12 protein-coding genes and 1 other RNA gene are annotated in these 20,684 nt (G+C 50.3%); 4 read left to right on the top strand and 9 right to left on the bottom strand.

The window, feature by feature from the left end; genetic code table 11:
- Positions 1-4: 4 nt before the first annotated feature.
- Positions 5-2,047, bottom strand: a complete 2,043-nt coding sequence (locus ABEA14_RS01790; protein ID WP_345338095.1) for a putative bifunctional diguanylate cyclase/phosphodiesterase — start codon at positions 2,045-2,047, stop codon at positions 5-7.
- A 210-nt stretch (positions 2,048-2,257) separates the two neighbouring features.
- On the opposite strand from ABEA14_RS01790, the gene ssrA reads away from it, so the two are divergent.
- The 3 genes from ssrA to ABEA14_RS01775 all read left to right on the top strand — a co-directional run bounded on the left by ssrA (position 2,258) and on the right by ABEA14_RS01775 (position 4,484).
- Positions 2,258-2,616: a transfer-messenger RNA gene (ssrA, locus tag ABEA14_RS01785) on the top strand.
- 268 nt (positions 2,617-2,884) lie between these two features.
- Positions 2,885-4,159 carry a tyrosine-type recombinase/integrase gene (locus ABEA14_RS01780; protein WP_345338094.1) on the top strand — a complete coding sequence of 425 codons (1,275 nt, stop codon included), beginning with the start codon at positions 2,885-2,887 and terminating at the stop codon, positions 4,157-4,159.
- Between the two features lie 76 nt (positions 4,160-4,235).
- Complete coding sequence (locus ABEA14_RS01775) at positions 4,236-4,484, top strand: helix-turn-helix transcriptional regulator (protein WP_345338093.1); 249 nt, start codon at positions 4,236-4,238, stop codon at positions 4,482-4,484.
- A 155-nt stretch (positions 4,485-4,639) separates the two neighbouring features.
- Here the strand turns inward: ABEA14_RS01775 and ABEA14_RS01770 are convergent, their stop codons facing one another.
- A complete protein-coding gene (locus tag ABEA14_RS01770) occupies positions 4,640-5,155 on the bottom strand; it encodes a hypothetical protein (protein WP_345338092.1) in 516 nt (171 codons plus the stop codon).
- A 278-nt stretch (positions 5,156-5,433) separates the two neighbouring features.
- Here ABEA14_RS01770 and ABEA14_RS01765 point away from each other — a divergent pair, with 278 nt between their 5' ends.
- The gene (locus tag ABEA14_RS01765; protein ID WP_345338091.1) at positions 5,434-5,718 is read left to right on the top strand and encodes a hypothetical protein; all 285 of its coding nucleotides are present in this window, start codon (positions 5,434-5,436) and stop codon (positions 5,716-5,718) included.
- Positions 5,719-6,231: 513 nt separating this feature from the next.
- On the opposite strand, the gene dpdD is transcribed toward ABEA14_RS01765, so the two are convergent.
- Genes dpdD through dpdF form a run of 7 tightly spaced genes read right to left on the bottom strand, consistent with a single transcriptional unit; the run spans position 6,232 to position 20,675 of the window.
- Positions 6,232-8,406, bottom strand: coding sequence for a protein DpdD (gene dpdD, locus ABEA14_RS01760; protein WP_345338090.1), 2,175 nt, complete (start codon positions 8,404-8,406; stop codon positions 6,232-6,234).
- Position 8,407: 1 nt separating this feature from the next.
- The gene (gene dpdK / locus ABEA14_RS01755; protein WP_345338089.1) at positions 8,408-8,944 is read right to left on the bottom strand and encodes a phospholipase D-like domain-containing protein DpdK; all 537 of its coding nucleotides are present in this window, start codon (positions 8,942-8,944) and stop codon (positions 8,408-8,410) included.
- Between the two features lie 15 nt (positions 8,945-8,959).
- Positions 8,960-13,435 (bottom strand): protein DpdJ, encoded by a 4,476-nt coding sequence (gene dpdJ / locus ABEA14_RS01750; RefSeq protein ID WP_345338088.1) that lies wholly within the window; start codon positions 13,433-13,435, stop codon positions 8,960-8,962.
- Between the two features lie 36 nt (positions 13,436-13,471).
- Positions 13,472-14,218 (bottom strand): protein DpdI, encoded by a 747-nt coding sequence (gene dpdI / locus ABEA14_RS01745; RefSeq protein WP_345338087.1) that lies wholly within the window; start codon positions 14,216-14,218, stop codon positions 13,472-13,474.
- Positions 14,205-17,321 carry a protein DpdH gene (gene dpdH, locus ABEA14_RS01740; protein WP_345338086.1) on the bottom strand — a complete coding sequence of 1,039 codons (3,117 nt, stop codon included), beginning with the start codon at positions 17,319-17,321 and terminating at the stop codon, positions 14,205-14,207. The genes dpdI and dpdH overlap by 14 nt, the downstream gene beginning before the upstream one ends.
- The gene (dpdG, locus tag ABEA14_RS01735) at positions 17,321-18,199 is read right to left on the bottom strand and encodes a protein DpdG (RefSeq protein ID WP_345338085.1); all 879 of its coding nucleotides are present in this window, start codon (positions 18,197-18,199) and stop codon (positions 17,321-17,323) included. The genes dpdH and dpdG overlap by 1 nt, the downstream gene beginning before the upstream one ends.
- Complete coding sequence (dpdF, locus tag ABEA14_RS01730) at positions 18,183-20,675, bottom strand: protein DpdF (RefSeq protein ID WP_345338084.1); 2,493 nt, start codon at positions 20,673-20,675, stop codon at positions 18,183-18,185. The genes dpdG and dpdF overlap by 17 nt, the downstream gene beginning before the upstream one ends.
- Positions 20,676-20,684 lie beyond the last annotated feature (9 nt).

Here is a 20,684-nt window from a genome sequence, read left to right as displayed (position 1 = left end):
CTTGCTAAAGCATGACGCCTGAACCTGCCGCAGCCAGTTGCCCCAGCGCTTTATCCACTAACTGTTTATTCAACTTCTGCGCTGTTTGCGGGCGGCTAAGCAAATACCCCTGGATATATTGGCAGTTCAACTTTTTCAGCAGCGCCAGCTCTTCCGGCGTTTCTACACCCTCAGCAACAACCACCAGCTCCAGCTGTTTTGCTAACACCATAATTGACGCAAGGATCCGCCGGTACTTCTTACATGTGGCCGCTTGGTTAACAAAGCTGCGATCGATTTTAAGTACATCGATCGGCAGAGATGCCAGCGAACTCAGTGATGAATACCCTGTACCAAAGTCATCAATAGCGATCTTCACACCCAGCTCACGTAAGCCTTCAATCTGCTGGATAATCTCATCACTGGCTTCCATCAGATATGATTCAGTGATCTCCAGCATCAGGCAGCGTGGCGGCAGCTTGGTCTCTTTCAGTGCCTTTTCAACCCAATCTTTCAGTGGCAGTTGTTTGAGCTGCACATTAGATACGTTGATAGAGACCCTAGCCTTACGCAAACCAACCCGATTCCAACTCTCCATCTGTCGCATTGCTTCGCGCAATACGAAGTCGCCTAACGGCAGGATCTGACGGGTTTCTTCAGCAATCGGGATAAATTCGGCAGGAGAGATGGAACCATCCATGGGGTGGTGCCACCTGAGCAAGGCTTCGAAATAAGCCACTTCATCACTGTTGATATCAATGACAGGCTGGAAATCGAGGGAAAACTCACCGTCATTCACCGCACGGCGTATTTCATTGGACAGATAGTGCTGGCGTCGAACCTCTTTCCCCATCTCTGGCAGATAAACCCGGTACGTGCCCTTACCGTCACTCTTAGCTTTATACATGGCTACATCAGCCATCTGCAGCAGGTTCTCTGGCGACTGACCATCCTGAGGATACACAGCTATACCAATGCTGGCACTGATGTTTACCCGTTGTTCACCAAAACGAAACTCCTTCTCTAGCAACTCGATAATACGCTCTGAAACATGCTCCGCCTCTTCCGCCGCGTTGATATTGCTGAGAATCAATGTGAACTCATCGCCACCCAAACGGGCCAAGGTTTTCTTAACCGTTGTTGGCCCCCCCGCGGTAAGGGCAATCACATCCGAATGACGGGTAGCCGCATTTAACCGCTTAGCGACTTCGACCAATAACCCATCACCCACACTATGGCCAAAAGTATCGTTAACCTGTTTAAAACCATCGAGGTCGACAAACAGCAATGCCAGCTTTTGTTTGCCCTCTTCCGCCTCTTCTATCGCTTTCTCCAATGCCAATTGGAACTGCTGACGGTTAGCCAGACCGGTAAGCTTATCTGCAAAATGAGCCGCACTTACCGCTTCTTTTTGTTCATTAAGCTTCTTTGATAGGCGCTGAATCGATTCCTCGATTACAGCTGCGTTGTCGTTATTCAGCCTATAGTGACTGCTCAATCCGGCCTGTTTCGCGGCCAAAGAAGCTAATCTCCGTGCCTGACGGCTTAACTTGCTGCGCTGGCGATACATGGCAAAGGTGATCAGAAACGGCAGGACCACCACCATGGCCAGCAAGTGAGACGCCACCACATGACTTTTAGGCAGTGCTTCGCTTAACAAAGAATCGACACTGGCGGTAAATGCGCCGCCGGCAGGGCTATCCAGCAACGAGTAGAAAACAGTTTCCTTTGCCCAATAAATGCCATCAAACGGAATAAAGTCGAGCTGCTCTGCCGCCAGACTAACCCACTCCTTCCATCCATCGGCACTTTGCAGTCGCAGATAGTCTTGAGCAGATACCCGGCCAGATGCCGTATCGAATGCCAGCACAATATTGTCTGATTGGGGTATGTCAGCCACTTCTGATGAGGCCACCAGATTACGAGCAGCAGTAAGTTTGTTCTGATAGCTTGCGCTGGACAACTCCCAAACGTAAGTTGACCAGATCACAAACGCCAAGGCAGCAGAGACCAGAAGGGTCTTGATAAAAATGCGGAAAGAAAGATCACCGCCCGAATGCAACGCCACTACCTACTCCCTGTATTGACACGACGCGTTAAGCTAACTAATTGAAGAGAAAAGAAACTTTAAAAGCTGGGCAAAAAACGCGCTAAATTGCCCCTAAGATTTCGCTCATATTCTAAACGAAAGCCCATTTTCTACCTAGTCTCAGGTCAATTTTTCTTGAAGCCTGATGACTCGCACCACTAACCGATGATAGACTTGCCGCTAACATCTGGGGCCGATTCAGGATTCGACGGGAATTGTGAAACCTTAGGTGCATGCCGTGGGGCGGTTGGCCACGTAAAAAGCCGCAAAAAAATAGTCGCAAACGACGAAAACTACGCACTAGCAGCTTAATAACCTGCATAGCGCCCTTCCCCCTTAGTTCTCCTGTGGACTTTGGATTCGGAAGGTCACCCCACACAGGATCGCGTGGAGTCCCGGCCTGGGGGCAAAGCGTTAAAACTAATCAGGCACGCCTGTAAGAAGCCTGCCACTCGGCGTCTCTCAGGTTAACAAATGAGCTGGCTAAGCATGTAGTACCGACGGCGTAATATTTTCGGACGGGGGTTCAAATCCCCCCGGCTCCACCACACACTAGGTTCATTACGAACCACAAGACGCCACAACCACTTTTAAATCAATTGGTTGTGGCGTTTTTTTGTGTCAGAAGGTTCCACAAAGTAGCAATATATTCCACGTTTTTTGCAGCACAGGTTGCAGCACACGAGCAGATATCGAAATTCGTGTGCTGCAAAAACGCGATAACATCATCGAATACAGCAAGTTACGATTTTTTTGCTTTTAGCAATTACAACAACACAGGTACTTACCGGTTAACGCCTCAAGGGGGTTGGTAAGATGCCAAAAATAATTAGACCATTAACAGACAAGCAGGTCGCCAATGCAAAATTCCTAGCCAAGGACTATTCCCTTTATGACGGTCGCGGGCTTAAGCTAAAAATTCGAGCGGCTAAAGGAAACAAGAGCAAGCAACCGAGCGGCTCAAAGATTTGGCTTTTTGAATACACATCGCCTACCAATAAGAAGCGAAACCAGCTCACCCTCGGGAAGTATCCTGATATATCTCTTAATAAGGCACGAGAGAAGTCACATGCAATACGTCAGATCATTGCTGACGGTGAAGATCCCAAAATCTATCTGAAGCGCCAACAACAAGGAGACGAGGAAAAAAGTCGCCTTACGTTCGAGCGGGTTGCACGACAATGGCATGAAAAAGAGTCGCGCAACTGGAGCCCTGACTATGCGGATGACGTTATGCGCTCACTAGAGCGCAACGCATTCCCCTTCTTTGGTCAAACACCCATCCACCAAATGAATCGTCAGGACGTCATCAATGCGCTGGACTCCCTTGAACGGCGCGGAACATTGGAAACACTACGCCGGATTTGTCAGCGTATTGGCTCCATCATGTTATACGCCATCAATCGCGGTTACGTTTCAGATCATCCACTTAGGGAATTGCACTCGGCGTTTAGCGCGCCAGTTGAAACCCAGTTTCCATCGATAACGCCCAAGCAGCTACCTACACTCATGCGAAGATTAGCTCGCGCACAGATAAAACTCACCACACGAGCAGTTATCGAGTGGCAACTGCATACTATGACCCGTCCCGGAGAGGCGGCATGTGCCAGGTGGCAACACATAGATTTGAAAAACAAAATCTGGGTGATACCTGCCGAAGAGATGAAGATGAAACGTGAGCATATCGTTCCGCTGAGTACCCAAGCACTGCAGCTACTGGAAGCCATGCATCCTATAAGCGGGCACCGTGAATTCATTTTTCCGGGAGACAGAAACCCTCGTTCACATATTCACAAGCAGGCAGCGAATATGGCACTGAAGAGGATGGGTTACCAAGGCAAACTGGTGTCTCATGGTTTGCGTTCACTTGCTTCTACCACATTAAACGAACAAGACCGATTTCAGAGTGATTGGATAGAGATGCAACTTGCCCATCATGAGCAAAACTCATCCAGGCGAGCCTACAACCGGGCGCTTTACCTGGAGCAACGCAGAGAAATGCTGCAATGGTGGAGCGATCACATTGACTCCTGCAGTATTGGGAATCTAAGTATCGTTTCAATCATGGAAGAAGCGATGCAATCTAAATGAGATAACACCAAAAGAAATTAGTGAATAGCAGTAAATAAACGGCAAGGCATAGCGATATTCGCAAAAGGGACACACTATGCCTACCAAAAACGAACGAGCTGAAGACATCAACTCTCAGGCTTTGCTCTCGTCAAACTTCCTGCTTACCGAGGCCGAAGTGCGTAAACTAATGTCGATCAGCAGATCCACTCTCCGCCGCTGGATAAAAGCAGGTAATTTTCCAGCACCAGTACAACTGCCCGGTCGCCGAGTAGCCTGGCGTTCCAGCGATCTGAACACGTGGTTGGATAACCTGAATGATGTCAACTGGTCACATGACGACTAACAGGATACAGGAGTCGCTGTTGTTGCCTAAAAGACCAAAAGCAACTTATGAATACCGGAAAATTTAGGCTTTTTTAGGGATATGTTGCTTCTTTGGGGTTTGCGACAAACTTCCTTAGTCTAATTGCCAGCGCCACTGAGAACGCAAACTTTTTGCTATTCCATGGAATGGTCATAGAGAACAATACTCTTGGAAACACAAAACAATCTCTGAAATCGGTGCTCAGGAAAATCCGCTCTGGCAACAAGCCATTGACCGTCCGATGCCGATTTTACAACGATAACCTGCTCGTTCGAGCCGGCAAGCCTTGCCCATGCAGGTGCTTCGCTGACGAGCTTTCCAATGGCTGCCTGAGGTCGATGTTCTGTATCAGCTTCTATTCCGCCGAATCGAAGCCTCGCTAAGATGTCGTGAACGATTTCCATCGGCACCCATACTTCTCCGTATAGGGACATGTACAAATCAACCTCTGCGGGACTAACTTGTATCCCCTTTTGAGACAATAGTTGCTGGCAATCAGGCGGGATATTGCTCAGATCATAATTACATGCATATAAAACGCGACCGGATTCCAGCGCTAGGGTTGGCCCCTTCAGATCATAAAAAGGGGCTTCGTCAACGATGCGCCAGAAAGCGGGTTGGAAGGCGAGTGTATCTTCGAAAATGAACATGTGGCTCGATGCCTCAGCAACTAGCTAAATCGCATTCAATTTTATCGAGATACATAACATGATCAGAGCCTCTTACAGTTACTATCTTAAAATGAGTAAAACTGAATGACGAATACTATAAATCGGAATCAGAGAAACAGCGCGTCCTCTGTATAAGCCAAAATCAAAATCCGATTCAATACCACAATGTATAGCTTTCGTAGTGTGTTCATCTAGCCTCCCATGCTAGTCTTGTCTCAAAAATATATCAGAAGACGACTAGCGAGTAGGTGGTTGAAATGAAATTCGAAATTGATGAAACAGAGGGCTTTTTAGAGCGAATTCTGTCGGTCTGCGAGTATGCAACTGAAGCCAGCTACCGAGACTTTTTCTCAAAGATCGCTAGTGGTTCACTACAACCCAATAGTGAAGATGCTGAGTGGCAACGCCATTATGAAAATGTACGTGAAACGCACCTTTGTGAAGAGACACTCACTTACTTGGTGAAACAGTTCCCTGAGGAAGAATTTTCTAAATCCTGGAATCTGTCCAAAGAAGTTAAAGCGAAGATGTCCTCTAGATAAGTACGTAAGCCTATTTCACGCTCCCGACACCAGTGAAGGAGAAGAGGAACTTATTGTCTGGACGCTGGGAAACGTCTGGAAAACAGTCAAAGAGATGTCTAACACCAAAGGCTCTGAAATACTCTCGTTTGTTCCACGTTATGGGCGCCATTGCAACGATGAGTCTGATGGATACCTTGCTAGAGCTGTGTATTTAATAACAGGGATTAAGTGATCCGCGAGCAATTGGTCACCACCATCAAGTATTTCAAACATGAACTTAAAGTGGTTAAGAGTGCTTGCCCCCGGAAGCGAGAGTTTGGAAGCTTGGCATAGATAGCGAGGGCTAACCTATCGTGCGTAAGTGGAACTCACTTCAAAGCCTACCGGGGGACACCTTCCTGCTCACCGATTCTCTTCGGGATGTTTACCGCAATAAGTTTGAACTAACCAAGTAGCTGGCAAGAGAAGTGTCCCAAAGACCATCACGTCAAAAGAAACCAGATGAAGCATGATGATTATTAACCCCAGCGCTTAGCTAATTGCTTCTAGAAAAGCATTTACAATGCTCGATGAGCCCTTGCCCTGAGGGTAGATCAAGTCACGTCGGATCTTTGTGACGGCGTTGAATGCTTGGTGTTTCGAGCTTCCCCAGGCAAAAATGAAGTAATCAGCCTTCCCTGCTAAATTCTGTAGCGAAGCGGTGGCCACATGGTCATGATTCAGATCGATAGTTAATTGGGAGAACATCCCTCCAATTGCCTGTGCCGCTCTCCGAGCCGCACCTTCAGTCAACGAATAGATTACTAGACGTTTACCGAACAGATCGGGTAACAGTGTGTCTGAGGCTGAGTCGTTGTCCTCCTGAGGAAATTGTTCGAGAGCCTCTTGCCCTTGAATTTCGACTGCAAGAAGGCGAGAAAGAGCCTGCTGGGCCGGTTCAAGTCTCGACCAGCTTTTGAGGGCCGTAATTAGGATTTGTCGCCAAAGTTTTTCTATCAGCACATGATCGGGGCAAGAAGTATCTAAGAGTTGGTCAATGATATCCAGCGAATAACCATAAGCACGCACGGAAGAACTTTTTTCGAAGATCGCTTCGAAGCATTGAATTGCAGAGATGTAGGTTTCAGTAGCAAAGCTATCTGCCAGCAACTTATCCAGTAGCAAACCAGCGAGTCTCACATCCTGATCTGAAACAATAGTGTCGAGGGCCATGAGTTCCAGCCAAGCACTCCATACCTCTCCCTGACAGTAGACGTTTGCCTGTTCCAACCAATCGATCAACAAAGGTAGCGAGTCACGAAGCACACTGCTGATATCGTCCGATGGTGTACTCTCCAGCAGATTTAGAAGCGCACTGTCACTGAAACTCTTTACTGCCCATTGACTGCTGAAGGTCAATACCTTTTGGCGCAGTTGTGCCAAATTGGGCGACTCAGCGGTAAGTTCAGCTAACCAATCACACCAACCATAGCTGCTGCTATCATACTGGTCCTTTAGCGATTGCCACAGAGCTACTAAATGTGGCTCCGCAGCCAAGGCACTTTCCGTCTCGCCAGGCATACCACGCAAAGTTTCAACGATCTCTGCTTGCTCTTGCGCCTCAGCCATTAAGGTACGTTGCAATAATTGCTTCGCATTATCCAAGCTCAAAGCCAATACCGGCAGTGTTGCCGGGACCAACGTGTCGTCACTGACTACGACCGCAGTTCGAGTATCAGATAGCGACTTACTGTCACTAAGTTCACAACCCGCCCATGCCTGTGCCAAACGTTGCCAACTCGCCTCGACAAAATCTGGCAGACGATCCCATGGAGTGAAGCCTAATGCCGCTGAACCCATTGCCCATAGCTTCCAATCAGCCGCAAAGCTCGCATGATTTTCTAGCGGTGGGGTGCATAGAAATAACGGACACAATCCTTGGCAATGAAAACGCGCATCCGGCAGGGTCTCTGGAGAAAAACCGTCAGACTGGATCTGATCGAGAATTAGGTGACCCAAGGCTCTCAGTAACAGTCGGTACAGACGCTGCGGTACTCTTCCTGCCATCAGATCTGGCAGTTTATGGTGGTACAGGATCTCAGACCATTTTTGGCTCGCCGCCAATACTTGTAACTCGAGGAACAGCAGATTGCGTTGCGACAAGCTACCGTTAGTTCGCAACTCATCCAGCAGTGCCTTCGCCACCCCACCATCTTTAGCATGACAGGCAGTAAAGAAGTCGCGGAGGATCCGTCCCACCGGTCGCCGAGCAGTTGACGTCAACTCCGGTCGCCTTTTGAACAACTGAAGCATAAGCACTAAGGAGCTAACCACGCGTTGTTGCGCCTTAGCATATTCTTCTCGCGGCTCCAAAAGGCAAAACTTGATCACCCCACTTGGCGCCTGTGCCAACAAGATCTGCTCAGCCGGATCCGTAGGCCTAGTGATGACGGGTAGGTCCGGATAGGTGTCTGCAGAGCCAAGAAACGCAGCCAGCACACGTTTAAGTTCAAGCAGTGTTCGCTCGTCCTGAGCCAGTGCGTAAAACCATAGCCGCTCTTTGCTCGATGGCAGAATGCAAGGCCATTGCCCTTCAAATGCGTCTAAAAGCAAGGGTTCTAGTACAGCTTGGTCATCAGCTTGACAAAACCCACTTAGCACCGATTGCAGGTTGATTTTGTCGTCACAGTTGTAAAATTGCGTTATCCAATCAGGACAGCTTTTCATATCAATCTACCGTCTCTTCCTGCCCGAAAGCGTACTGTCCGTTAAACTCGATCCTGGCTTCGCTGATAATGTCGGGATCCGTAATAAGAAACAGGTGTTCATCATTGCGGTTTGTACCACTGAAGGTGAAGTTCATCGATCCCTTTAGAAAAAACCGCGCCGATAATAACCCTTTGGTATGCACTTGCTCGTCGAAGCTATGCCGCAAAACCGCGTCAGGTGCCAAGCGGTGCTTCAGTTGCGAGATAAACTTACGATTCATTGGTTCATCTCGTGTTACCAGGTTCAACTCACAACCCGCGTTGGTGATACAGGCTAGCATCTCAAGGAAGCTTATTTCACGGCTCCCCCAATCAGGTTCGACCGCGTCCCAAAGGCCAGCACGGTTATCCAGCAAACTAAAGTCACTGATCCATGGTGACACCAACCATATGGGTTCAGGTCGCAACATCAAAGCGACCAACTGACTGCCCAGCACTTCACGCAGATGTCGTTGTCCCAAGGGGCCATGCAAAAATATTTGTCGTTGTTTAGTCATGAAAAAACCTTTCCGTCACTGAAGTGCTTCTGCCAACTCGACGCGTAAGACCAAGTTGCCCTGAAAACGGCTGGCCGAACCAATTCTTGGGTACAGGAACAATCCAAGGTGATCCAGCGGATCTACCTGCAACAGGGTGACGATCTCGGTGATCTGGCTCAACATCGTACGAGACACAATCAGGTCAACACGCCCGGCTTGGCGCAGTTGCGCATGCACTTTCGCCAGCCAATCAGGCTCTTGGGCTTCAACCGAAGTGGTTTGCTCACTAAACAACTGTGCCCCTAACATCCGCTCCGTCAGCGCATGACCTGTTATGAAAGGGTTGTAATAGTTGAGCTCAGATTGACGAATGGTGTAACCGCGCGGCCAGAGCATGCCTTGGTATCGGCACAGCATTTGGAAATGCTCATGAACATCGCCTGCGCTCTCCTTACCGGCGATAGCATGTGCCGCAATATTTAGGTTCCACTCCAGACCGGTCTGTTGTTCTAGTTGGCGCCAGTCGACTAAGAGTTTTAGCAACTCGACGTCAGTAGTTTCACTACTTCCCGCCCGTAGCAGACGGGAATACAGTACGGTCAAGAAACTGTGAGTCACCGCAAACCCAGCTTCAACCAACTGTTTATGCAGTTGCTTATTCGCCGCTTTGCGGCTGGCATGATCGATTGCGTAGCGGACATCGGCAACTGCATCCTGCAATGCCTGCTCTTCAGCAAGTTGTTCCAACAAACTGAAGAGATCGAAATCAATCTGCTCATAATCACCCGGCTTCAGTGAACGCGCCAAGATATTCAGAACCTGCGTGGGATCAGCATGATAAGCATCACTTAAACGACTGATCACACCGCTACCACCAGGCTCACACTCAGTCAGCCAGATCTCAAACGTTATATGCTGTTCAGACGGAGCATCACTCGACGGCGCGCTCCAAAGTGCATCCGCCACCACCGAGTGCTCGTCAACATCCGGCAGAAGGGTGCACAGTGCTTGCTGGGTTGCAGCTGCTAAGGTATTTGCAAGCACCTTTTGCGCCCATGCCTCAAAGCCGACTAACTGCTCTGGTGCTTGCCACAGGGCCTCAGCACAGAGAAGTAATTCCTGCTGAACCTCAGGCTCAGAAAGGAGGTGTTGCAAGTCGGCCTGCAACTGTTGTTGGCGACCGGCATCCTCCGCCTGCTCGGACTGAAAGAGTGAGCCTGGAATCCGTTGTAACTTTGCACAACCATCCTCTGACGCTAGAAACGCAATGGCCGCTTTTATATTGTCATGGGTTCCGCTCAGCAACTCGGAAGCCAATGCGGCCAGGAAACACTCTACAGCCCAATTGGCTTTAAACGGATCATGCTCAAAACGCGTCAACTCGCTGACACGACTTTGGAAATACACCGGCCGCAGCCCACGCAGCACTTCTGGTTTTGACAGTATCCGCCTGAACTGTGCTAACGCGATACTGATTCTAAGGCGTGTGCCATCCACCCATTGCCGATTGCCAACCCCTACGGTTTGGCCATGATGGCGCCAATGAAAGTCAGCATGGGCCTGCTGGCCATTTTTGAACCTTAACGACGCCAATGATCCGGTGCTATAGCGAACCACTTCCAGCGGTGTCATATGTTGATGCGTAAAAAAGGTGATATCTCGAAGCGATCTCTTCCAAGCGCCCGCAGGTGGGCTATGGGGCGTCGCTTGCTCGAGGTCATTGAAGGCAACCTGCCATTTCAGCTGGGCGTTACTCTTTTCAGTCAGGTTGAAGGTAAATTCAAGCGGCCGGGTGTAGACCTCGCTCGGCTTTAGCACCGAAATAGATTGGCCATCTTGGGTGACTACGTTGCCATCTTCGGTCAGTCGCTGTCCAAAGGCTTCTGACACCTCAAAATCAACCTCAGTCACCTGGTTTGCAATCGGCTTAAAGTCCTCGGGGACTAGCCAGTCTGCCTCATAGTTACTGCCAGTAGCGTAACGCTTGGAGATCCTTCCGGGCGCAAACTCCCGCAATCCCTGATGAAAAGTCAGGCTCTCCCACTTATCAAAATTGTTTCGCCCCCTAAGCAGGCGGACCCCCAGACTGGGTAAGTTCAGTTCACTAAATAGCGCATCCGGAATAAACTCGGGCATTGGCGAGCGTGTGCGAGAAAGCGCCTGCCATGGTGCCGCGTACTCAGCCCAATCTGTAGTGAGGTAACGGCGCAATGTCGGCAGGAATTCAAGCATGATAGATCGCGGCGGACTCCATAGCACCCGTTGCAGCGCGTCCTCATCAAGATGCAGCGCATGCTGCAAATAGGTTTCTAAGGCATTTTTTGTCAGACCCGGTTGCAGAACCTTCTCAACATCGCTCAACAACGCTTTGCGTTCATTCTCTTTGTTCTCATTCTGCGGATAGTTGAGCAGGGTCCAAATTGCCCCGCGGCCCATTCGCTGACTTAACCAGTCAAGCGTCGCCATCGCGGCCTGCATCTTCTGAATATGGCTGTTATGCAGAGGCAGTCCTTGGCGCTTAACTTGTGGAGAAATCAGTTCCTCATAACGCTGAAACGCCACACGATCGCGGCCAAACTCTGACAACACCACCAGCATCCAAGGACGCATAGTGCGGGAACGCCCAGCTCGCCCTTTACGCTGCAGATACGACGCAACATCACGGGGCGCTTTGTGCTGAATAACCGCCCCTACCGTTGGATCATTAAAGCCAACTTCAAGTGAGGCCGTTGCCACCACGATATCCGCTTCGCTATCCACCCCAGCATCCTGACTCGAGGTTCGCGCGACTCTGGCTCGACCATCCGCGGTGAGGGAATGGCCAATACTTTCTGCAACGCGCCAGTCTTGCCCCAACTCAATTTTTAATTGGGGATCAACTTCAGACTGATTTTCGGAGCCACGCAACGACGCAAGTGGCGCTCTGTCCAACGTGGCACCGCGATAGCTGGTTTTCCAACCTTCCGCATCACTAAGTTGGTGGTACAAACGGTTGTTAACATCCAAGTCATCCGTAAATACAAAACTCTTGGTGCCCCACGTTCCTTTTGAACGTTGAGATGGAGTGTCTAAGATCCGGCGGGTCAGCATGCTGGCCTGTATTGAAGTCGACAACAAGGCCGTTTGCGACACCGGGTCGCCCCGCAAAGCCAGCAAGTATTCCGCCCCTTCATCAAGCATTTCATTGTCTTGGGGTTCAACTAAGGCGACATTTTGCTGATTGGCACCGACCAATTCGGCAAAAAACGCCTCAGCATCAGCCAGTGTCGCGGATAAGCCAACAAAATGCGGTCGGCAATACGCTCTTTGCATCCAACGGCGCAGCAGATAGGCCGTCTGAGCACCGGTATTACCGCCATAGGTATGCACCTCGTCAAGCAACACAAGCGTCGGGCCTTTCTGACTCGCACCGACGCCAAATAACTTGTTCCGGAAGTTATTGCCAAGTTGTTGGTTTAGCATTTCTGTGGTGGTAAACAGAATATCTGGGGCGGTGTCACTCAACTGTTGGCGGGTTAGACAGACTTCATCGTTTTCCACCTTGTGGCCGCACACGGAGCAGGCCAACACCTCTGATTGCTGCTCCATGCTGCTGAGTGGCCATTGCATTTTGCCGGCGCACTGCTCGTTTACACAGCGCAACAGATCAAACGTCAGAGCAGCGCCACCTTGTTTATCCAGCGCTTGCTTAGCCTGACTCACATTATTTGGTGTATCACCAAATAATGAGCCGATTCGCAATTTGCGTCCTGCGGTCGTAAGCAGGTAGTTATCCAGCTTGCGGCATTGGCTCCATGTTTCCATGAACTGATCTTTGAGCAGTTCTTTACGTGGATAAATAGCCAAAATGCGCACGCGTGGTGTCGGATCCTGACAGATATCCGCAGCAAGAGAGGCCATTGCCGGCAGGTAGAATGACAGTGTTTTACCACTGCCGGTTCCGGCACAAACAATGGTGCCAGAAGATGTTCTCGGGGACTGATTATGATAATGCCACGCCTTGACTATCCGCTCTGTCGCGCGCGCCTGAAAGCCAGCTAAACGAAACTTGTCCAGCGGCGAAAGCAACTCTTGCATCAATTGCTGCTCTTGCTCACTTAATGGCAACTCGGACTTCCAGGTAGCCAGCAGCTCAGCGGGCACCAATTCGCGCTTGGGGTAGCTGCGCGGTCGCCGCACAAAACGAAAGTCCGAGACCAGCGTGCGAGCCTCTTCCAGCGGCTTGCCATGAAACCACTGGCGTAGATTGCGGTACAGATGCACCGCCTCGCCCATGCGGGTTCGGTAGACTAGCAACCCCATGGGATTTGGGGCTTCATTCAGCATGGCGTGCTTAAGCAGGCCCATAAACACGCTATCCGGAGCGTGATCCGGACAGGCCTGAGTTATCTCCTGAAGCACTTCTTCCCGGGTGAAAAAACCACCTGTATCTCCCCAGGCAAGTAACGCAGTCTCTTGCTCTTCCAGACGGTTGAGCGCTGCATGCAATACCTTTAACGGCAAGCTCATATTGTTCTCTTTATGGTCTCAATCTTCGCCAATAACTCAGTACGCCCGGTGTCGTTGAACAACGAAGGTGTCTAACATATTGTGTTCGTCCAACCAGTCGATTACATCAGGGGTCAACAATCGCAGTGAAGCCTTACCAGACACACTGTTCAATTGATCAAACAGCGCCTGTACTTCTGGCGGCATTTTAAACTCCATGCCGTTCTTAAGCTGTTGCATTTTGTTGCAGAGCGACTGCAGTTTCTGCACGGTATCAACTCTGTTTGGTCCAGCTGTGCGTAAATCATCAAACTCACGACGGGCATCGCAATAGTCGTTATACACCTGCATAAAACCGAGGGTCTTCTGCTGGTCTAAAAAATGCTGTTCGACAACAGATCTTTTATCCAACGCGGCCAAAAACTCTCTCCAGATCTGATCTGTATGCTCTTTTTCTGAATTGCAGCACTTGGTCAACGCCGCTTCGACAGATGCAAACTCATCCGATTGTCTAGCCAAGTGTCCTTGCTCTTCCCAACAGGATGCAAACTCTTGCAAACAGTATATTGCCGTGGTCAAGTTCTCTTTTGCGCTGTTATCTTTTGTCGTTTCACCCGTCATGCTCGACGGCACGTTTTTTAACACCTCAGAAGCTTCCACCACCGCGTGCAATGATGTCGCGACAGGCTGCAATTTTTTGTGGATTGTTTGGTACTCATCGATGATCTGTTTGGATTCCGTCGCCTGTTTTGAAAGCGCCATCTCATTCGTCAGCTCAGCTAATTGGGACTTAAGCGTTTTCATGCGTGACCTCCTGCTGCAACATGGCGAGATCCTGAGTTATAAGCTCAACCAGCGTATCGATTTGATTTTTTGAATTGGTGAGGGCCTGCCCTCCCCATTCCGAATTGGTGGTTTGCAACTTAGTATGCGCCTCGTCAAACAGACGCTGCCAAGCCCGCATAATGTCTGTGAATTGACGCAGTTTTTCGCCATCGATTTCACACAACAACTGCCATTGACGCAGCGGTTGTTCTACCTGACTAACCAACAGTAACTTACTCAAGGCTCCCCAAATTGGTGTTCCTGCGAGTTGTGTCAACTGCTCGGTCATCTCATTACATGGCAGGAATTGTCCCCCTGACGGGTATTTACCCTCCTCCAGAAGCTGCTGCAGTACGTCAACCAGTGACAGCAACAGTTCTGCGAACTCGTCAGCACTGTCACAGTCACTCACCAATTCGATGCACTTCCGCGCGTCCTCGAGATCACGGCACGCCGCAGCCACCGCTTGTTCAATCGTTGACTGCACGCTGACACTGCGCGCCGACTGCAAGGCTTTTAGCAGCAGGTCCCCTTCAAGCGCATGATCATTGGCTGCAAACCAATCCAACCAGGTTGACTGCCATTTTTCCCAATTCGACAGTGCCGATTCGCGCAGTTTTTCGACCGTCGGGCAGGAAGCCGGCTTTAAGCTAGACATCAACTTTCGTTTACTTAACAGCAATCGATTCAAGCTGTCCCGCACTGAATCTGACTCTTTTAGTATGCCCAAGGTTCGCGCGGCATGAACCTGCGCTTCCAATTGAGACTGCAGATCTAGGTGTTTAACCTTGACCAAGGCATTTACGGCAGTCGGCACCCATCGGGCTGCAAACGACTGCATTTGCATCAGATCTACCTCTGCTTCGGGGTAAGTCCAGTCCTCATCGGCACTTGAATCAGGATTAAAGTGGCTAAAGCGCAAAATAGCCAGCGCGGTTTCACGCAATCTAACTGAACGGATAGGATCCCGAAAATCCCTTTGCGAGCAGAATTTCACGGGATGTTGGCCACGGTTACCTTCCGCGTGTGGCAGTTCGATATTAACAAAGCGACCACTGGCTAACTCTGGCAACCGTTTGATCCCATGCCAATCACTGCGAGCGTGCTGTCTATATAATCGAAGTAGTCCGTTGCGCAGTGTCCTCGCCTCAGTTTGCTCTAAGAGGTGCTCACCAGCGAACCAAGCATCCAACGACTTGCCAAGGGCTTTGATCTTCTCGGCATCCGGATCGATTTCGGGTGCAATCGGGGCTGCCGCGCCGGGTTGGTTGATTGGCACCGCAACCGGTGCAGCCGGCTCAACTGGTGCCTCGGGCTCATTCGGTAGATCGATCGCGCCGGACAGCAACTTTGCGGCCAGTTTGGGCATCGCAAAACAGGCGGCAATATCAGCGCTAAGCTTGTCTCGCAACTGATCCATATTCTCAGCGGGATAACCCCAGATCGCCGCCAGCGACTCCGCTCTTTGCGGTTGCTCTAGGCCAAGCCGGTACACCCCACTTCGCAGCGAACCTGGTGCAGCGATCCCCGCCAACTCTGCCGGTGGAAACTGAGCGTTCTCTGCTGCAGCACGGCACTTTTCGAGTACATCTAGCAGTACTTTGTTGATGATCTGACGCGGGTTGAACTTCAAATTGCCCTGCGCATCTCGACACTGCTTTTCTGCCAAGGCGCGTATCGCATTGCGATTAAAGGGGTATAACGAAATACCGGTACTGGCACGTCCAAATGCATCCAGGAATTCGCGGTCGATCTCCTGCTCCTCCCAAACTGTTGGCCAAGGGTACTTTTTTGGAGCCTCGTTATGTTGCTTCCAGCGCGCCTGAAGTTCTTCGCTTCCCCATCGTGCTGCGTTGATATAACGACTACAGAAATCAACAATGCGGGTGTGGGTCTGTTCTCGGTCATCATTGACCTCTTCGATCACCCACTCGCCCTTGGCACGATCTCGCATACCTTGCTGCCGTCTCAGATACCCCGCATAACCATCGGTCACGGCTATGGCCGAACAGACTGGACACAAGGTCTCCTCTCCATCACGGCGACCTTCACGCTCCAGACTATCAATCAGCACATCTTCAATCGCCGAGATCAATGACATGTCTTCCACCAACACCATTAACGTCATGCCGCGCTGATGCAAAACACGTCGGATACTGTTAAACAGATCGGGAAAGCCCCCGCCGCTGAAATTGAACAACTGCCTGAACAAGTTACGAGTTGCTTCGCCCAACACCAAGTTTAAGATTTCAGCGGCTTCCTCACGCGCCTGAGCATGGGTGTTAAGCCGTGCTTGCTGCACATATTTGCGTGCTGGCGCACTTAAGTCGCTTACGTTGAAATTAAAATCCAGGTCGTCAGCAGATAATTGGTGGTCATTTTCGCCTATCTCGTCATTGCTGGAACCCTTGGTCAGCCGACTTGCGAGGCGAAATAGGCAGTGATCTTTCTTTAACAGAAATTCTTTAAAAAACGAATCGTTAATCAGTGCCGGTAAACTACTGTCAAGCGCATGCAATTTTATCTTACGCAGCTCTTTTTCTTTTTCTGGGCTAAGCTTCTGTCCACTTTTGACGGTCGCTCTAGCTTCCTCCAAAGTTTGTTTAAATAGTCGCTTCAATTGCTGGCCCATAAAGGTCAGCAATAGTTCTGCCAACTCATGGCTATCCAATTTTTCACTGACCAGCTGGATCTCTTCGCGAGCTTTGTCAAAGTCTTCCCCATCCAAGCCAGTGAGCAGCTTTTCCAAGACGCCTCGCAAGCTGGCGTTTTTGGGAATTCGCACGATCTGCCAACTGTGCGCGTCTGGTTGCCGATGTAGTACCGCATCTAGCCAACGGATGATGTGGGATTTACCAACTCCAGCGCGACCAATAATCGGCAGCGGGCGGGGCGTGGCTAAAAAGTGTTTAAGCAGATCCTCTTGCGTGTCATAGCCAATATCGTTGCCGTCTTTATCTCGACGCAGCAAACGCATGGGCTCATGCACCGCCAACAAGGTATGTTGATGCAGTTCTTCGGCTTCGGTACGAATACAGTCTTCAATATTGCTGGCACTGGGCCAGTATTCCATCAGTTGCATCAATCATTCTCCCTTAACCGGATCACACTTATCTGTCGCTGTTTCCCGTCCGGGGTTTGCAACTGCAGTGCATCTAAATCATCAGAGCGGGACTCGAGTGTCAATTTCAGATCTAGCTCTAAGCGGATCAGCGCATGGCTGAGGCTGGCACTAACTTGATGATATGGCAGTGGCTGCCAATCCTGAGCGGTAAGCAGTGGCTCGATTAACTGCCGGTAACTGCCGCCATCTAGCATGGGCATTATCTCGACGAGGTTGGCCATAAATTGGTTGGCCGTCAACTCTCCCTTGTCCTGAAAGACATCCGACAACACAGGCTCGATGGCACGAGTTGGATCTACGATGTAGCCACTGCCAAAGGGTTCTAAAAACCCCAGAAACTCAGCATATTCCAAGAGTGTTGCGGCTTCGTTTGTTTCATTAAATGCACGATCGGTGGACAAACGCCCGACCGCTTTTGAGATGTTGCCTTTGTCCAAGCAAGTGCGACCAACAAAGGTATATTTTTCCTGTGCGAGCAAAGCGGTAACTGAACGTAAAAAAGGCTCACCACGGTTGCCCTGCATTAGGTCACGCTCTTTAGCGTTATTAATCAGAAGATCCAATACACGACAAGGGAGGTCCACTTCGCTCGCTGAGATCTCAGCGCGACTGATGGCGCTTCCTTCTTGATGCCACAAACCCTCTTTAACCCAAAAATCTAGATTTTCTGCAAAGCGAGACTCGCCCCGTGTTTTCTTTGGCAAGTTTGATGGGCGCAACATGGCAATGAGCTCATCTCGCTCAATCAGTTTCTGTTTACGACGATTGAGCACTCTATCAATTAGGCACAATAACCGGATCTGGCTTCCGGCCCTGTCGTTATTGATAATCGACATAGCTAACGTTCCTCAAAAATTGATCTTTTGACATTGCCCTTGGCGCATTTTCACACCAGGTTCTTCCGGGATTGTCAGGATCCTTAATGTGATCGGGCGCGATAATGATTTTGGCGTTGCTACCTACACCGAGATCCGGCAACGCTGTTTCTGTAGGTAAAACGATCGCCAGTTCGTCCCACAGTTCGTTGTCAGCTTCTGGTTCCAGCGCACACCAAAACGCATTGTGTTCCGGCAGCAATTCGACTAACGCAGTTAATACCTCTGGGCGAGCACGAATAGCCTTTACCCTGCCAGATGTAATCAACTCGCTGATACGATGCCGTAGCTGATGCAGTAAAAACTCGAAGCTATCTTGTCTAGCGGAGTAATACACTTGCAACTCTCGCCCCAAACCAGCCTGCTGTGTCAAGCCAGTGATGATTCCAAGCTTCCCCAATGTCGGCGTATATGGCAGAAAAGGCTGATCCTCTTTGCTGCGACAACCAGGGCAACCGCCACAGGCAATCTCCGGACTGAAACCATCAAGGGTGTAAAAGGTGCCGAGGAGACCGCAAAGCGGGATATCCAGATTCTCCAACCAGTTAACTAGCTGTGAAAAGCCGGCGTCACGTGCCTGTTTTTCGAGATCACGTTGTTTGCCAATACGTTGTTGCCAAGCCGATAGCTTTAGGTGATCACCGAATTGCATGTTAATACCCACTCGGCGGAAGTATTTTTCAAAGTATTGCTGAACAAACTGGTCGTCATGCACGTTGTCCAAGGCTGCTTCGGGTAATTTGGGTGGATTAAAGTGCAGACGAATGAAGCCCCCGCGCTGCATCAGTAACAAGGTCCGCCAATTCCAAGCTCTGTTGGCCTTGGAGTGAAACTTGATATCTTCATGCTTCGCATCCAGGGAAACATAACTGCGTCCATCTTCACCGGTTTGACGGAGCGCATGCATGGCACTCCAGCGCTTCAATCCCAATTCGTTGGTAATCAGCTTGTCTTGACTGATCTTTCTTGCTACGTCGATTTGGCCCGGATGATAGATTAACCACGACAGACTGGCGCAGCCATCGCGGCCTCCACGACCGCTTTCCTGGTAGAAGCGATCAATGTTTTCCGGCAGCGCGGCATGTAGCACCGAGCGAACATCTTGCTTGTCCATACCCACCCCAAACGCAGAGGTGGCAACCATAATGTCCAGTTCGCCGCTCTTCCACTGTCGAATAAGGTACTCGCGATGACTTTCATCGGTATCACCATGAAACAATCCGACCCGGTTGAAGCCCAACCCACGCAGTTCCGAATACCAAAGACTGGCATCGGCAACTTCAGTGGCATACAGGATCAGGGGGCGGGGCAAACTGCGTACTGTTGTAAGTATCGCCTCATGGTGTGCAACAGGACTTCGATATCGCTGAACAAAGTAGCTCGGCTCAGGCCGCAAAAAACTGCCATTAACTTCGATTGGCGTTTGTTTGGGCGGCGTAAATAACTCCTTGAGCGTCTGCATTGTTGCCTCATGGAATGTCGCCGACATCAATATCTTGCGCAAGCCTCGCGGGGACTCACTCTGCAACGAATGGATCAATGGTGAGAGCAGTTGAAATTCGGGACGAAATTCGGCTCCCCATTGATCAACTAGATGCGCTTCGTCGATGACAACAGAGGCCAATTGCCCTGTCTTGGCTAGCTTAAACAGAATGGGTAGCAACGCACCTTTTGCCGACTCAGGGGAACAGAACAGCACCCGCTGTTGTCCAGCTAGCAGGCGCTGCTTGATCTCACTGCGTTCTTGTTTTCGCTGCTGTGCATCTCGCTTGTAATACCAAGCGTACGCGCCACCATGATCTTTGCCTGCTCGTTGCAGTACCTCTCTTACACGCTCGCCCTGCTCTATAGCAAGGCCAACCGTGGGTACGATCACTAACGTCAATCGTTCCGCTGGAGTGGACAACATCAATGCATTCAGCACTAGCGTCTTGCCGCAGCCCGTCGGCAAATTGATAAACAGCGTGCTGTCATCTGGCGACGTCAAGGTGGCACGCACCGCGGCTTGCTGCCCTTCGCCGTTATACGTTCGGTATGTCGGATCTTTTAGACGGGCCGATAACGCATTGTCGATCGGCGCAGTTTTTAGAAACCGGCGCTGCTCTCGACGATAAACCGCAGCGTATTGGTCATTTAGTGATTGTGCCGCAACTTCCGTGAGGCTGATTTCGCCCCGAACCGGATCTTGGTAAAGGCCAGCCACTTGCAGTTGCTCGGGTTGAGCCACTATCTGGCGGCCGGGCAACTTAGGAAAATTCAAACCATGTGCATTCGCACACTGTAGCGCATCATAATAGGCCGCCAAGTTATCCGCTAAGCCAGCCTTTGGATCCGCGCAGATTTCAAGCACCCGACAGAAAAAAGGCTCATGGATATCTTGGCTCGCAGCTTGGTCGCCTTGTATTGCTTGGCGCAGTAATAACCACTGTTTCTGCATGAACTATGA

Source organism: Corallincola platygyrae, from assembly GCF_039544265.1.
Classification (GTDB): domain Bacteria; phylum Pseudomonadota; class Gammaproteobacteria; order Enterobacterales; family Neiellaceae; genus Corallincola; species Corallincola platygyrae.
Note: the sequence above shows the minus strand (reverse complement) of the source record. Positions and strands in the feature narration are given on the sequence as shown.

What these genes read in the sequence shown, in the direction of transcription:
- dpdJ (WP_345338088.1), bottom strand. Translation starts at nt 13,435, where the DNA reads ATGAGCTTGCCGTTAAAGGTATTGCATGCAGCGCTCAACCGTCTGGAA.
- ABEA14_RS01770 (WP_345338092.1), bottom strand. Translation starts at nt 5,155, where the DNA reads ATGTTCATTTTCGAAGATACACTCGCCTTCCAACCCGCTTTCTGGCGC.
- dpdD (WP_345338090.1), bottom strand. Translation starts at nt 8,406, where the DNA reads ATGAAAAGCTGTCCTGATTGGATAACGCAATTTTACAACTGTGACGAC.
- dpdK (WP_345338089.1), bottom strand. Translation starts at nt 8,944, where the DNA reads ATGACTAAACAACGACAAATATTTTTGCATGGCCCCTTGGGACAACGA.
- dpdI (WP_345338087.1), bottom strand. Translation starts at nt 14,218, where the DNA reads ATGAAAACGCTTAAGTCCCAATTAGCTGAGCTGACGAATGAGATGGCG.
- dpdF (WP_345338084.1), bottom strand. Translation starts at nt 20,675, where the DNA reads ATGCAGAAACAGTGGTTATTACTGCGCCAAGCAATACAAGGCGACCAA.
- ABEA14_RS01775 (WP_345338093.1), top strand. Translation starts at nt 4,236, where the DNA reads ATGCCTACCAAAAACGAACGAGCTGAAGACATCAACTCTCAGGCTTTG.
- ABEA14_RS01780 (WP_345338094.1), top strand. Translation starts at nt 2,885, where the DNA reads ATGCCAAAAATAATTAGACCATTAACAGACAAGCAGGTCGCCAATGCA.
- dpdG (WP_345338085.1), bottom strand. Translation starts at nt 18,199, where the DNA reads ATGTCGATTATCAATAACGACAGGGCCGGAAGCCAGATCCGGTTATTG.
- ABEA14_RS01765 (WP_345338091.1), top strand. Translation starts at nt 5,434, where the DNA reads ATGAAATTCGAAATTGATGAAACAGAGGGCTTTTTAGAGCGAATTCTG.
- dpdH (WP_345338086.1), bottom strand. Translation starts at nt 17,321, where the DNA reads ATGCAACTGATGGAATACTGGCCCAGTGCCAGCAATATTGAAGACTGT.